Source organism: Mesorhizobium sp. M0037 (assembly GCF_040323635.1).
Classification (GTDB): Bacteria; Pseudomonadota; Alphaproteobacteria; order Rhizobiales; family Rhizobiaceae; genus Mesorhizobium.
In genome coordinates this window covers 17,151-29,382 of sequence record NZ_JAMYVB010000028.1, presented here as the reverse complement: position 1 = coordinate 29,382, position 12,232 = coordinate 17,151, and the positions used below count along the sequence as shown (strand labels likewise).

17 protein-coding genes are annotated in these 12,232 nt (G+C 63.8%); all 17 read left to right on the top strand.

The genetic code is table 11. The features are described from left to right. Nucleotides 1-27 precede the first annotated feature (27 nt). The 17 genes from NKJ78_RS28775 (at nucleotide 28) to NKJ78_RS28695 (ending at nucleotide 12,221) form a co-directional block, all read left to right on the top strand. Nucleotides 28-276 (top strand): transcriptional regulator domain-containing protein, encoded by a 249-nt coding sequence (locus tag NKJ78_RS28775; protein WP_081727466.1) that lies wholly within the window; start codon nucleotides 28-30, stop codon nucleotides 274-276. Beyond that, entirely contained in the window at nucleotides 248-793 is a 546-nt protein-coding gene (locus NKJ78_RS28770) for a DUF2285 domain-containing protein (RefSeq protein WP_352460833.1), read from the top strand. The genes NKJ78_RS28775 and NKJ78_RS28770 overlap by 29 nt, the downstream gene beginning before the upstream one ends. 140 nt (nucleotides 794-933) lie before the next feature. Next, the gene (locus NKJ78_RS28765; protein ID WP_023808373.1) at nucleotides 934-1,215 is read left to right on the top strand and encodes a helix-turn-helix transcriptional regulator; all 282 of its coding nucleotides are present in this window, start codon (nucleotides 934-936) and stop codon (nucleotides 1,213-1,215) included. A gap of 18 nt (nucleotides 1,216-1,233) precedes the next feature. After that, entirely contained in the window at nucleotides 1,234-2,394 is a 1,161-nt protein-coding gene (locus tag NKJ78_RS28760) for a replication initiator protein A (protein ID WP_352460835.1), read from the top strand. Beyond that, entirely contained in the window at nucleotides 2,391-2,633 is a 243-nt protein-coding gene (locus tag NKJ78_RS28755) for a hypothetical protein (protein ID WP_352460836.1), read from the top strand. The genes NKJ78_RS28760 and NKJ78_RS28755 overlap by 4 nt, the downstream gene beginning before the upstream one ends. After that, the gene (locus tag NKJ78_RS28750; protein WP_352460837.1) at nucleotides 2,630-3,151 is read left to right on the top strand and encodes a DUF2840 domain-containing protein; all 522 of its coding nucleotides are present in this window, start codon (nucleotides 2,630-2,632) and stop codon (nucleotides 3,149-3,151) included. The genes NKJ78_RS28755 and NKJ78_RS28750 overlap by 4 nt, the downstream gene beginning before the upstream one ends. Further along, nucleotides 3,148-3,693 carry a S26 family signal peptidase gene (locus NKJ78_RS28745; protein ID WP_352460838.1) on the top strand — a complete coding sequence of 182 codons (546 nt, stop codon included), beginning with the start codon at nucleotides 3,148-3,150 and terminating at the stop codon, nucleotides 3,691-3,693. The genes NKJ78_RS28750 and NKJ78_RS28745 overlap by 4 nt, the downstream gene beginning before the upstream one ends. Before the next feature lie 70 nt (nucleotides 3,694-3,763). Next, nucleotides 3,764-4,099, top strand: a complete 336-nt coding sequence (locus NKJ78_RS28740) for a DUF736 domain-containing protein (RefSeq protein WP_352460839.1) — start codon at nucleotides 3,764-3,766, stop codon at nucleotides 4,097-4,099. A 3-nt stretch (nucleotides 4,100-4,102) separates the two neighbouring features. After that, nucleotides 4,103-4,876 carry a lytic transglycosylase domain-containing protein gene (locus NKJ78_RS28735; protein ID WP_352460840.1) on the top strand — a complete coding sequence of 258 codons (774 nt, stop codon included), beginning with the start codon at nucleotides 4,103-4,105 and terminating at the stop codon, nucleotides 4,874-4,876. 243 nt (nucleotides 4,877-5,119) lie between these two features. Beyond that, nucleotides 5,120-6,859, top strand: coding sequence for a relaxase/mobilization nuclease domain-containing protein (locus NKJ78_RS28730; protein ID WP_352460841.1), 1,740 nt, complete (start codon nucleotides 5,120-5,122; stop codon nucleotides 6,857-6,859). 27 nt (nucleotides 6,860-6,886) lie between these two features. Further along, entirely contained in the window at nucleotides 6,887-8,872 is a 1,986-nt protein-coding gene (locus NKJ78_RS28725) for a conjugal transfer protein TraG (RefSeq protein WP_352562762.1), read from the top strand. Nucleotides 8,873-8,879: 7 nt separating this feature from the next. After that, on the top strand, nucleotides 8,880-9,335 hold the full coding sequence (locus NKJ78_RS28720; RefSeq protein WP_023673519.1) for a ribbon-helix-helix domain-containing protein: 456 nt from the start codon (nucleotides 8,880-8,882) through the stop codon (nucleotides 9,333-9,335). Between the two features lie 365 nt (nucleotides 9,336-9,700). Next, nucleotides 9,701-10,048, top strand: a complete 348-nt coding sequence (locus tag NKJ78_RS28715; RefSeq protein ID WP_031203332.1) for a type II toxin-antitoxin system RelE/ParE family toxin — start codon at nucleotides 9,701-9,703, stop codon at nucleotides 10,046-10,048. Further along, on the top strand, nucleotides 10,045-10,362 hold the full coding sequence (locus NKJ78_RS28710) for a helix-turn-helix domain-containing protein (RefSeq protein WP_006338687.1): 318 nt from the start codon (nucleotides 10,045-10,047) through the stop codon (nucleotides 10,360-10,362). Before NKJ78_RS28715 ends, NKJ78_RS28710 begins: the two co-directional genes overlap by 4 nt. Nucleotides 10,363-10,579: 217 nt before the next feature. Then, a complete protein-coding gene (trbB, locus tag NKJ78_RS28705; protein ID WP_352460843.1) occupies nucleotides 10,580-11,596 on the top strand; it encodes a P-type conjugative transfer ATPase TrbB in 1,017 nt (338 codons plus the stop codon). Nucleotides 11,597-11,631: 35 nt separating this feature from the next. After that, nucleotides 11,632-11,925 (top strand): TrbC/VirB2 family type IV secretion system protein, encoded by a 294-nt coding sequence (locus NKJ78_RS28700; RefSeq protein WP_023816724.1) that lies wholly within the window; start codon nucleotides 11,632-11,634, stop codon nucleotides 11,923-11,925. A gap of 29 nt (nucleotides 11,926-11,954) precedes the next feature. Continuing rightward, a complete protein-coding gene (locus NKJ78_RS28695) occupies nucleotides 11,955-12,221 on the top strand; it encodes a VirB3 family type IV secretion system protein (protein ID WP_245261998.1) in 267 nt (88 codons plus the stop codon). Nucleotides 12,222-12,232: the final 11 nt, after the last annotated feature.

Sequence of the window (12,232 nt, the reverse complement as noted above, 5' to 3'; positions counted from 1 at the left end):
TACGCTTTTCTTGCGAGGAGCTCTTGGATGAGGCCGGATACGTCGCATTGGCGAGACAATGACAGTTACGACTATTTCGATACATTACCCATCGAGGGGCTCGCCTGGGAGTGTCTGCGGCGTCACGAACCCTATCAACGGCACTACCAAGCGCTCCTGACCACAAGAGCCGAAAAAGCACCGTTCCCCCCTGAGGCACAGCGGCAGTGGGGGTTACGATTTCCCGGCCAGGCCGGATTTGTCCGCCTTGGCGCAAGACGTTTTCTGGTCGCCTGACGTCGATCCAGCTGTGGTTTCTCTCGTGCCGGCGCCGGAATTTCTGTCTTCCTTGCGATCGACGCCGTTGACCGGCGCGGGCGTGCTCCACGACAGCCCGGAAGGACGTCACACTGTCCATAGTGCAGGTGTCGCCACTCAACTTTTGCTTCTGCCCGGTAGTGAGCCGCACGGTCATTTGGCGGCGCTGATCCCCCTGGATGCAGAGACGTTGGGACGGATCGAAGCACTCGCCCGTTTCTGGCGTTCCTTGCAGGGGCGCCCCACACCTTCGGACACGCGGATGACCCCGCAGCAGCGCCGCCGCTTTCGACTGATGATGCAGGCCGCTGACGGCCACTCGAATGGCGCGAGCTACCGCGACATTGCGATCGCGCTTTACGGGTCTAAGCGCGTCGCCGCCGATCCCTGGAAGACCTCCGCGCTGCGCGATGCGGTGATCGGCCTGGTCGAAGGCGCCACCGCCATGATCGGCGGCGGCTATTTGCAAATCCTGCGTCATCGCCGTCGATCCTAGCGGGTCTGGCCGCGCAAAGGGGGTGGAGTTTTAGCCCCCCTCAACTTCCCCATCCCTGACGAAGCTTACTCTCCGCCACCGTGGTCTCCGTCCACCGCTGAACGCCAGCGGCTGCCCAAAACCCCACGGAGGTTCGACCCATGCGACCCGATATCGCCGTTTTGCCGCCGCGCTTCCTGCGCACCAAGGAAGCCGCGGATTTCCTCAGCCTGTCCGCCCGCACGCTCGAAAAGCACCGGACCTATGGCACTGGTCCTTCCTACCGAAAGCTCGGCGGCCGTGTCGTCTATGCCGTCGACGATCTTCAGGCTTGGGCCGAACGCGGCGCTGTCACCTCTACATCCGATCCGCGTGGGTCGGTCCTGCCGGCCAAGCGTCACACGCCGACGCCGCCGGCGCATGGCGGACGATACGCACGCTGACCGCGCGCGGATTTCCAAATGGCGGCGCGAAACCAATCCCTTTCGGAGCGCGGGCAGCTCGACCTGTTCCGGGCGCTGCCTGGCGAGTTCGCCCCGCGAGATGCGCAGGATCTCATGGCCTATCCGTTCTTCTCCCTCTCCAAGACCCATCGCGTCGCGCCAATCGACTTCACGGCCGGCAACGTCACGATCCGGGTCGAAGCCGTACCCGATCATGGCATGGCGACCATCTGGGATGCCGACATCCTGATCTGGGCCGCGAGCCAGATCGTCGAGGCGCGCGACGCCGGCCTTCGCACGTCGCGCCTGATGGCGGCCACGCCCTATGAGATTCTCTCCTTCGTCGGCCGCGGCAAGAGCCTGCGCGATTATCAGCGCCTGAAGGCGGGGCTTGACCGGCTTCAGTCGACCACCGTCTCGACGACGATTCGTCAGCCCGCCGAAGGCCGGCGTCACCGCTTCTCATGGATCAATGAGTGGCAGGAGCGCATCGATCGCCATGGCAAACCCGCGGGGATCGAGTTGATCGTCCCCGACTGGTTCTACCAGGCAGTCCTCGATGACGCGCTCGTGCTCACGATCGATCGCGCCTATTTCGACCTGACTGGCGGGCTGGAGCGCTGGCTCTATCGGCTGGTGCGCAAGCATGGCGGACGCCAGCGCGACGGCTGGCGCTTCGACTTCCGTCACCTTCACCAGAAATCCGGCAGCCTGTCGCCCTACAAGCGCTTTGCCTTCGAGCTGCGCGACATCATCCGCCGCCAGCCGCTGCCCGGCTACACCCTTGCCCTGGAAGTGGAGATTGGCGGTCGGGTTCTGCTTGCCTTCGAGCGGATCGGCTCCTGTGGAAGGCCTGTGGACGGCCTCGTGCTATCGGGAACCGGACCTATCGTGCCATCGGGAACCGCAGGCTCGTGCTATCAGGAACCGAAACAGGGGCTAACGGTAGGAAAGCAAAGCCGAAACCGCGCCCTTAACTTAGACTCTAACCCAGATTCTAACTTTGAAGAGCGCGCGCGCAATGTGCAGAGGCTGATCCGCCGAACCAGCGACGCACTCGGGATAGAGACCGACAAGACCTCCAATGCGCCATCGGTTTCTGGCGGTCGCATCATGGCAACCAGCGCTTCCGAAGGTCCGACTCCGCCGCTTGATCCGCGCTCGGGAGCCACCCGATGAGCGCCGCACCCCTCAATCAAAAGAGCCGTGTTGGCAATGCAACTTTGACGCTGCATCTCGCCCGTGAATTGACCTCCAAGGGAAATAAGTTCGCGACCTTCGTCGTGCGCCCGACAACCGAGCTGACGACTCAGGAGCGCGACCGCATCGCCGCTCTCCAGCACGACATCATCGTCGCCGACACGCTGCGCGCGAGGCTCGCGTGCAAATTCCCAGCAACACCAGGAGAACCTTCATGACCGGCATCGCGGCTCACCGCATGCGCGGAGCCTTCGCGGCCACGCACCACACTCGCGACGATCTCGTCCATGTCGAACTGACCTGGGTCGAGAAGAGACAGGAGAACTGGATCCGTTTCGGCACGCACGCCCGCGAACAGATCGTAGATCGTCGCCGGCGCATCCTGTCCTATCGTCCCGGCGCGGTCTTCGCCCTCGTGCGCTGGGCCGCGAACGATTTTGGAACGATCATCTCACGCATCGACATCGTGCGTGCGGTAGCACCTGGCGAAGCCTATCAGACACTGCCCTTCGTGCGGCCTGGCGGCGACATCCTTTTGAAGATCGAGAGCTGGCCCAAGGTCGAACGCGTGCTGCAGGCGATCGACGCCATCGAGCGCCTCGGCATCGAGCCTGAATTTGTGTCGCCTGATCATTGGCGGCACATCCACAACCGGATAACCGCCGGCCACACGCCGCGCAGCTACACACTCGACCAACATCGCGCCTTCCTGCTGCGCAAGAGGACCGAGCCGTGACGCGCGCGGGGATCATCTTAGCCAGCGTTATCGCAACCATGGGCGTCGGCTATCCCGGCCTCACGCCGATGCCCACGAAGCTCATCTGGAATGCGTCGGCTAGCGCGCCGATCGGCTTCTACACGATCGACTTCGACGGACCCTTCGAGGTCACCGATCTTGTCGCCGTCGACGCGCCCGAGCCACTCGCGGCATTCCTCGCTGATCGCGGCTATCTGCCGAGGGGCGTGCCACTCTTGAAGCGCATCCTTGGTGTTTCCGGCCAATGTGTCTGTCGCTCGAACCTCACCATCACCGTCGATGGCATTGAAGTTGGCGTGGCGTTGAAGCGTGATCGGGCCGGACGTGACCTGCCGGTCTGGCAGGGCTGCCGCCGCGTCTCGACCGGGGAAGTCTTCCTGATGAACTGGCGTGTCCGCGACAGTCTCGACGGCCGCTACTTCGGCCTCCTCTCCACCAGACGGATCATCGGCCGCGCCGTTCCGCTGTGGACAGACGAGGACGGCAACGGCCGCTTCGAATGGCGCGCGCCAACGCGGTGAGCGCGCAACCGGCGGCGCGCGTCGTGCCGCCAGCCTTCATCACCGCACCACTCTAAAACAGGAGCCAGACATGCAACAGATAGGGGAATTCACGCGCCAGAAGATTGGCTATAGCGGGCGCATCCACACGCTCAGCCTCAACCTGGATATCGCCATTGTGGCGGCAGAGGCGAGCGAAACGGAGAATGCGCCTGACTACCGCGTTCACATCGGAAGCGAGGACGGCCCCGAGATTGGCGCCGGCTGGAAACGCTCCAGCGAAAAGGCCGGAGACTATGTCTCGATCCAGCTCGACGACCCGACCTACGCGCAGCCGATACGCGCAAACCTCTTTCGCAATGGCGACGGCCAGACGTCCTGGTCGCTGCACTGGACGCGCCCGCGCGACCGCAGCGAGAAGGATTGAACGATGCGCGCTCGCCGTCCGTCGACGACCCATCGCGGTGCGCCCGGGCCGCCTCCTGCTGCCCGGCGCATGGCTCTTCTCCTCCTTTGCGGCCTGTCCGTCGCGACCGTCATGCCGGCGGCGACAGTGGCGCAGGACGTGGCCATCGCGCGATCGTCGCAGCGCGATCCGTTCGGCGCGCATATCGCAGAAGCCTCGCGCCGCTTCGGCGTTCCGACCGCGCTGATACGCGCCATTATACGCAAGGAGAGTGCGGGCGATATGCGCGCCGTCTCCAGCGCAGGCGCCAGCGGCTTGATGCAGATCATGCCGGGCACATGGGACTATCTGCGCGCTCGGTGGTCGCTCGGTCGCGATCCATTCGATCCCCGCGACAACATCCTGGCGGGAACGGCGTATCTGCGCGAACTGCACGATCGCTTCGGCTCGCCGGGGTTTCTGGCCGCCTACAACGCGGGACCTGCACGCTATGAAGCCTACCTCACTGGGCGTCCGTTACCGGCCGAGACCCGCGCCTATGTCGCAGCACTTGCCCCCCTGATCGGTGAAAGCGACGGTATGCGCCCTTTCGCCGTTACGTCTGTCGAGGCCATTCCCTGGAAGCACGGCTCGCTGTTCGTCGGTCAGCCGGATCGCATACAGGCTGTCGCTCTCCTGCCGGCCGAGCGACCACCAAATGACGCGAGCTCCGCACCGACCGTGCGCGATGTCTCCGCCATCGTGCCGCTGTCCGAAGGCCTCTTCGTGGCGCGAGCCGGCGAAAGGATCCAGCCATGAGCGCGCATGGGCGTTTTCGTGCAACCGCAAGCTCTAGCGCACCCTGGGGTGGATGGACGCGAAAGGTGGGCAGAACAACCGGAAGATGGCGAGATAAAAGGCCGCGAGGTGCGGCGTCGATCGGTTGTGCTGTTTCAAGAGCTTATGTGGCATTTCCGCGAGGTGCGAACATGTGGCGCACCTCGCCGGAACAGTGTTTTCGCTGTCATTTCCGTGTCTTGGCACGATGTGCGGATCTTCACGATGACTGACGAGGATGGTTTCCGCATCCGGCCCGGCCGCATCCGCTCATCGGGCGCCCAGCGCGGCAGGCCCTTCATCGCGCAGGCGCTTGCCGCCGCCCAGAAGGCGGGCGCCCGTATCTCTCGCTCCGGCCGGATCAGTCCGGGTAATCGCTCGACCTTCGGGCGTGGCCGCTCGGCGAGCTTGCGCGCCAATCGTCTCCTCACCGGCCGCTCGCGAGCCGTGATCATCAAGACACGGCTGGTGCGTCATCACGCGCGCGCAGCGCCGCTTGCCGCCCATCTCACCTATCTGCGCCGAGAGGGCGTCACCCGGGACGGGGAGAAGGCAAGGCTGTTCGGGCCGGGGGCCGGGGAGGTGGATGGCGGTGCTTTCGCCGCGCGGTGTGGCGATGATCGGCACCACTTCCGCTTCATCGTCTCGCCGGAAGATGCCATCGACATGGCGGACCTCAAATCCTTCGCCCGCGATCTGATGGGGCAGATGGAAAAAGACCTCGGCACAAAACTGGAATGGGCTGGCGTCGATCACTGGAACACCGACAACCCGCACCTCCACATCATCCTGCGTGGCCAGACTGATGACGGGCAGGATCTTGTGATCTCCCGCGATTACATCAAGGAGGGGATGCGCGCCCGCGCCGCCGACCTCGTTACCCAGGAGCTCGGCCCGCGCACCGATCTCGACATCCGCCGCAATCTGCAGCGCCAGGTCGAAGCCGAACGCTGGACCCAGCTTGACCGGCAGCTTGTTCGCGATGGCCGCGACACAGGCGTTGTCGACCTTGCCTCCGCTGCGAACGCTCAGCCCGATGAGTATCACGTGCTGAAGGTCGGGCGGGTGCGCAAGCTCGAAACCCTTGGCCTTGCCGAACAGGTCGGCCCGGGCCAATGGCTGATCGCCGACAAGGCCGAGGCCACGCTGCGCGACCTTGGCGAGCGCGGCGACATCATCAAGCGCATGCACCGCGCGCTGACCGAACAGGGCATCGAGCGCGGATCGGCGAATTATGTGCTGGCGGCGGAGCGCCTGGACACGCCGATCGTCGGTCGGCTGGTCGACCGCGGTCTCGATGATGAACTGAAGGGCAGTGCCTACGCCGTGGTCGATGGTACCGACGGCCGCACACATCACATCAAGCTGTCCTACCTCGACGCCGCCGGCGACAGCGCTCCAGGTTCCATCGTCGAGCTGCGCAGGTTCCATGACGCGCAGGGACATGGACGCGCAGCACTCGCTGTCCGTTCCGATCTCAACATTGAGCAGCAGGTTACCGCCGCCGGCGCAACCTGGCTTGACCGCCAGAACATCGCCCGCGAACCGACTGCGTTGTCCGAAGGCGGCTTCGGCGCCGAGGTGCGGCAGGCGATGCAGCGCCGTGCTCACCACCTCGTCCAACAGGGCCTCGGCGAGCGGCATGGCCAACGCACAACCTTCACCCGCAACCTGATAGACACGCTGCGTCGCCGCGAGTTGGAGGCGCTCGGTGAAAAGCTCTCGGCCGAAACCGGCCAGCCGTTCAACCGCGTTCGCAGTGGTGAGTTTGTGGCCGGTTCCTACCGGCAACGTTTCACGCTCGCCTCCGGCCGCTTCGCCATGATCGATGACGGCCTCGTTTTCCAACTGGTGCCTTGGACGCCGTCCCTGGAAAAACATGTTGGACGCCACGTCTCTGGCGTCGCTCGCGATGACGGCGGCATCGACTGGAGTTTTGGCCGCAAGCGAGGCCTCGGCCTCTAACCTCATTGTGAAGAAAGGACCGCTTCTATGTCCGCCACCAAAATTCTCTGGGGCCAGATCCTCGCCGTCTTGATGATCGTACTGTTCACGACTTGGGGCGCGACGGAGTGGGTGGCCTGGCGCCTGGCGTTCCAGCCCGAGCTCGGCAGGCCATGGTTCCATGTCCTGGGCTTTCCATTCTACCTTCCGCCGTCCTTCTTCTGGTGGTGGTACGGCTTCGATGCCTACGCGCCGTCGATCTTCGTGGAGGGCGCCTTTATCGCGGCTTCCGGCGGTTTCGTCTGCGTCGCCGTCGCCATCGGCATGTCGGTCTGGCGGGCACGCGAGGCCAAGAAGGTCGAGACCTACGGCTCCGCCCGCTGGGCAGACAAGCAGGAGGTCAAGGCAACGGGCCTTCTCGGCTCCGATGGAGTGGTGCTTGGGCGGTTTGACGGCGCCTATCTGCGCCACGACGGACCGGAGCACGTGCTGTGCTTCGCGCCCACACGTTCGGGCAAGGGTGTCGGCCTTGTCGTCCCATCGTTGCTGACCTGGCCGAGTTCAGCCGTCGTCCACGACATCAAGGGCGAGAACTGGCAGCTCACCGCGGGCTTCCGCGCCAGGCATGGCCGGGTCCTGCTGTTCGATCCGACCAATCCGAAATCCTCTTCCTACAATCCACTGCTCGAGGTGCGTCGCGGCGAATGGGAGGTCCGCGATGTTCAGAATATCGCCGACATTCTGGTCGATCCCGAAGGCTCGCTCGAGCGGCGAAACCATTGGGAGAAGACCAGCCACGCTCTTCTGGTCGGCGCAATCTTGCATGTCCTCTACGCCGAGCCGGAGAAGACACTCGCCGGCGTGGCCGGTTTCCTTTCCGATCCGAAGCGTCCGATCGAATCGACGCTGTCCGCAATGATGAAAACCGCGCATCTGGGGCAGGCTGGTCCGCACCCGGTCATCGCCAGCGCCGCGCGAGAGCTCTTGAACAAATCAGACAACGAACGCTCCGGCGTGCTGTCCACCGCCATGTCATTTCTTGGCCTCTATCGCGATCCTGTCGTGGCAGAGGTCACGCGCCGCTGCGACTGGCGCATCAGCGACCTTATCGACGACGAGCATCCGACGACACTCTACCTCGTCGTGCCGCCGTCCGACATCAATCGGACCAAGCCGCTCATTCGCCTGATCCTCAATCAGATCGGCCGCCGCTTGACTGAAGATCTGCAGGTCAGGGCGAAAGGGCACCGGCTGCTCCTGATGCTCGACGAGTTCCCGGCGCTTGGCCGCCTCGATTTTTTCGAATCGGCGCTCGCCTTCATGGCCGGCTACGGGCTGAAAAGCTTCCTGATCGCTCAATCCCTCAACCAGATCGAGAGGGCGTACGGCGCCAACAACTCGATCCTCGACAACTGTCATGTCCGGGTAAGCTTTGCCACCAATGACGAGCGCACCGCCAAGCGCGTGTCCGACGCGCTGGGAACAGCGACCGAGATGAGGGCCATGAGGAACTATGCCGGCCACCGGCTGTCTCCGTGGCTCGGTCATCTCATGGTCTCCCGCTCGGAGACGGCTCGCCCGCTGCTCACGCCGGGTGAAGTCATGCAGCTGCCGGCGACCGACGAGATCGTCATGGTCGCGGGTGCTCCGCCGATCCGCGCCAAAAAGGCGCGCTATCATGAGGATGCTCGCTTCCGGGAACGTATCCTGCCGCCGCCGCGGCTGAGGGCGGCGGCGGAGGAGGGGAGGCCGGACGACTGGACGAACCTGCCTCTGCCTTCTCGTCCGCAGATTGCTGAAGCCATGTCGGCGCCGTTGGCCACGGATGACGACACAACTGATTCCGAGCGTCGTCGGCAACCCGAGCTCAGTCGCGTCGAGCAGGTCGTGAAGCCTTCGACCGAGAACGAATTCGAGATCGATCACCTGGATGACGTGGAGGACGAGGTTGCCCGCAACCGTCGACTGACGCGCCTGATGCAAGGCGTTGCGCGGCAGGCGTCGCTCGACCCCGGCGACGGCGTGGATATGTGAGGCTCCCATGGTAAAGCCACCTCGCAAGCAACGCCTGTCCGTCTATCTCGATCCGAAGGTCATGAGCAGGCTGGCCGAACATGCGGCGCGCCGTGATTTTTCACGGTCGCTCGTCGCGGAGGCGGCAATCGAGTCGTTCCTCTCACCCGATGCCGCCGAGCGGCAGGAGGCGGCGATCACCAAGCGGCTTGACCAGCTGGACCGCCGTATGACGCGCCAGGAGCGCGATGTCGCGATTGCCGTGGAGACGCTCGCTGTTTTCGTCCGCTTCTGGCTGGCGACAACACCAGCGTTGCCCGAGCCCGCGGCACAGGCAGCCCACTCCAAGGCTGGCGAGCGCTATGATGCCTTCGTCACCGCGCTCGGCCGGCGCCTGGCGAGAGGTCCAAAGCTTCGGCAGGAGATCTCCGAGGACATCGATGGCGGTCTGGACACACACCAGCCCGGCACGCCCGCGCGCTGAACGGACTGGCGGACCGAGATTTTGCAAGCATCGATATGTCAAGCATATCAAAGTATTGTAACGATATGTTGTCATGGAACTCGCGTTGCCAACCTGTCGGGTTTGGCAGAAGAAAACTAGACAGCAGCAGGGGTGGAGTGGCTGATACGGGAACCATGTTGGGCGCGAAATCCGCAATTTAAGATCCGTGATTGCATGAGGGACCACCCTTCATGAGCTTCTATGATCACCTGGAAAAAACAGCCGTCTGAGCCGAACCAGTTATTTTTCAGTGGCTAGGCGGTGTCAGGATCGTTTCGTTGAAAATTATAGTCTGTATGCTATAAGGCAAAGGGCGAATGAAAAACCAAAAGCTCACGGTATGGATGGGATCGTCGAAGGATGACCTGCGCGAGTTTCCGGTCGATGTTCGCCGGTTGATGGGTGTCGCAATCAACGACGCCCAGAATGGTGAGGAGCACCCGGCTGTCAAAGCCCTGAAAGGGTTTGGGGGCCGCAGCATCCTCGAGGTGGTCGACGACTTCGACGGAGATACCTACCGCGCCGTCTACACCGTCCGCTTCGCTGGCGTGATCTACGTCCTTCATTGCTTCCAGAAGAAGTCGAAGAGGGGCAGGGAGACACCCAAGCATGAAATCGATCTCGTCACAGTACGATTGAAGGCGGCCGAGGCGCACTATCGTGAAAACTATGGCAAAGGAACAAAGTCATGACGGAAGACATCACCGCCGAAGTGAGCAGCGGCAACGTGTTTGCGGACCTCGGCTTTGACAATCCCGAAGAGGAATTGCTCAAGGCCAAGCTGGCCCGCGAGATCCGCGCCATTATCAAGCGCCGGCGCCTGACCCAGGCGAAGTCGGCTGAACTGCTCGGAATGAAACAGCCCGACGTCTCCGCGATCGCCACAGGGCGAACGGGTAAGTTTTCAATAGACAGGCTGGTTCGCTGTCTGGACCGGCTCGACTACAAGGTCGACGTGGTGGTTCGCCACAAGCCTCGACGGTCAACTCGTGCTGAAGCCGCGTGATCTGACGGCTTTACCGACGAGCGCACAATTGACGGCGAGCGCCGCCCTTGCCTGAAGATCGCCGGCCTTGATCACAGGTCGGCACCGCCAATCTCCTGTATTTGCACGCTACGCCACTACGCCTCGATATAGGTGTTGAAACCACTCGAGATGCGGCTCTCTTAATCATCCCCGTCCAGGGGCCGTCCATGTTCCCCCGGATCGAAACGGGGACAGGATGGCAGCTTCGCCTCACAATTCAGAAGGTCTGGCGCGCGGCGCACGCATGCTGCGCACAGCGCTCGGACCTGCGATCGCGCGCTATCTCGACGACGCCGGCATCGTCGAAGTGATGCTTAATCCCGATGGACGTTTGTGGATCGACCGCCTGTCCGAGGGGTTGTCCGACACAGGAGAGCGTTTGTCAGCAGCGGACGGCGAGCGCATCGTTCGCCTCGTCGCTCATCATGTCGGTGCCGAAGTCCATGCCGGCGCCCCACGTGTCTCGGCCGAGCTGCCCGAGACGGGGGAGCGGTTCGAAGGGCTTCTTCCTCCCGTCGTCGCGGCGCCCGCCTTCGCGATCCGCAAGCCCGCCGTCGCCATCTTCACCCTCGAAGATTATGTCGCGACCGGAATCATGTCGGCGCAGCAGGTGGACGCGCTGCGCCAGGGCGTTGCCAACCGCGCAAACATCCTCGTTGCAGGCGGCACATCCACGGGCAAGACCACGCTGATCAACGCGCTGCTGGCCGAGGTGGCCAAGACCTTCGATCGCGTCGTCATCATCGAGGATACGCGCGAGCTGCAATGCGCCGCGCCCAATCTCGTGGCGATGCGCACGAAAGACGGCGTCGCGTCGCTCTCCGACCTTGTTCGCTCATCGCTTCGCCTGCGCCCCGACCGCATTCCGGTCGGCGAAGTGCGCGGGGCCGAGGCGCTCGAACTGCTCAAGGCCTGGGGCACTGGCCACCCCGGCGGCCTCGGGACGATCCACGCGGGCAGCGCCATTGGCGCGCTCCGCCGCTTGGAGCAACTTATCCAGGAAGCCGTCGTCACCGTCCCGCGCGCGCTGATCGCCGAGACGATCGACCTCGTTGCCGTCCTTTCCGGCCGCGGTTCCGCGCGCCGGTTGTCCGAACTCGCCCGTGTCGAAGGCCTTTGCCCGGACGGAGATTACCGGGTCGCGCCAGCCGTCCTCGAGGGCGACGAGAGCCCGCCCTTGCTCATCCAAAGCCCTGAAGGAGAAAATCCGTGATCCAACGCCTGCGCCTCGGGCGCCATCGTCTTGCCATGACCGTTTCCGTTGCCACGCTCTTCCTGGTGATGGCCGCGCCCGCTTATGCCTCCGGCTCGTCGATGCCGTGGGAACAGCCGCTGCAACAGATCCTCCAGTCGATCGAAGGCCCGGTCGCCAAGATCATGGCGGTGATCATCATCATCGTCACCGGCCTGACGCTCGCCTTCGGCGACACGTCGGGCGGCTTCCGCCGGCTCATCCAGATCGTGTTCGGCCTGTCCATCGCTTTCGCGGCGTCGAGCTTCTTCCTGTCGTTCTTCTCGTTCGGCGGCGGAGCGCTGGTCTGATGGTGGGCGCTGTCGAACAGGGCGGCCCAATGCCGGATTATACAGTACCGGGTTATACGGTCCTCGTGCACCGCGCGCTGACCGAGCCGATCCTGCTCGGCGGCGCCCCGCGCGCCATCGCCATCATGAACGGGACGCTCGCGGGCGCCGTGGGGCTGGGGCTGCGTCTGTGGCTCGTCGGTATCGCCATCTGGGCGATCGGCCATGTTGCCGCCGTCTGGGCTGCCAAGCGCGATCCGCTCTTCGTCGATGTTGTTCGCCGGCATCTGCGCATCCCTGCGCATCTCACGGTCTAAGCGAGGTCGCA

Coding starts and splice junctions, on each gene's coding strand:
- NKJ78_RS28740 (WP_352460839.1), top strand. CDS start 3,764: ATGCAACAGATAGGGGAATTCACGCGCCAGAAGATTGGCTATAGCGGG.
- NKJ78_RS28700 (WP_023816724.1), top strand. CDS start 11,632: ATGACCGTTTCCGTTGCCACGCTCTTCCTGGTGATGGCCGCGCCCGCT.
- NKJ78_RS28710 (WP_006338687.1), top strand. CDS start 10,045: ATGACGGAAGACATCACCGCCGAAGTGAGCAGCGGCAACGTGTTTGCG.
- NKJ78_RS28775 (WP_081727466.1), top strand. CDS start 28: ATGAGGCCGGATACGTCGCATTGGCGAGACAATGACAGTTACGACTAT.
- NKJ78_RS28755 (WP_352460836.1), top strand. CDS start 2,391: ATGAGCGCCGCACCCCTCAATCAAAAGAGCCGTGTTGGCAATGCAACT.
- NKJ78_RS28750 (WP_352460837.1), top strand. CDS start 2,630: ATGACCGGCATCGCGGCTCACCGCATGCGCGGAGCCTTCGCGGCCACG.
- NKJ78_RS28730 (WP_352460841.1), top strand. CDS start 5,120: ATGACTGACGAGGATGGTTTCCGCATCCGGCCCGGCCGCATCCGCTCA.
- NKJ78_RS28760 (WP_352460835.1), top strand. CDS start 1,234: ATGGCGGCGCGAAACCAATCCCTTTCGGAGCGCGGGCAGCTCGACCTG.
- NKJ78_RS28765 (WP_023808373.1), top strand. CDS start 934: ATGCGACCCGATATCGCCGTTTTGCCGCCGCGCTTCCTGCGCACCAAG.
- NKJ78_RS28725 (WP_352562762.1), top strand. CDS start 6,887: ATGTCCGCCACCAAAATTCTCTGGGGCCAGATCCTCGCCGTCTTGATG.
- trbB (WP_352460843.1), top strand. CDS start 10,580: ATGGCAGCTTCGCCTCACAATTCAGAAGGTCTGGCGCGCGGCGCACGC.
- NKJ78_RS28735 (WP_352460840.1), top strand. CDS start 4,103: ATGCGCGCTCGCCGTCCGTCGACGACCCATCGCGGTGCGCCCGGGCCG.
- NKJ78_RS28695 (WP_245261998.1), top strand. CDS start 11,955: ATGCCGGATTATACAGTACCGGGTTATACGGTCCTCGTGCACCGCGCG.
- NKJ78_RS28720 (WP_023673519.1), top strand. CDS start 8,880: ATGGTAAAGCCACCTCGCAAGCAACGCCTGTCCGTCTATCTCGATCCG.
- NKJ78_RS28715 (WP_031203332.1), top strand. CDS start 9,701: ATGGGATCGTCGAAGGATGACCTGCGCGAGTTTCCGGTCGATGTTCGC.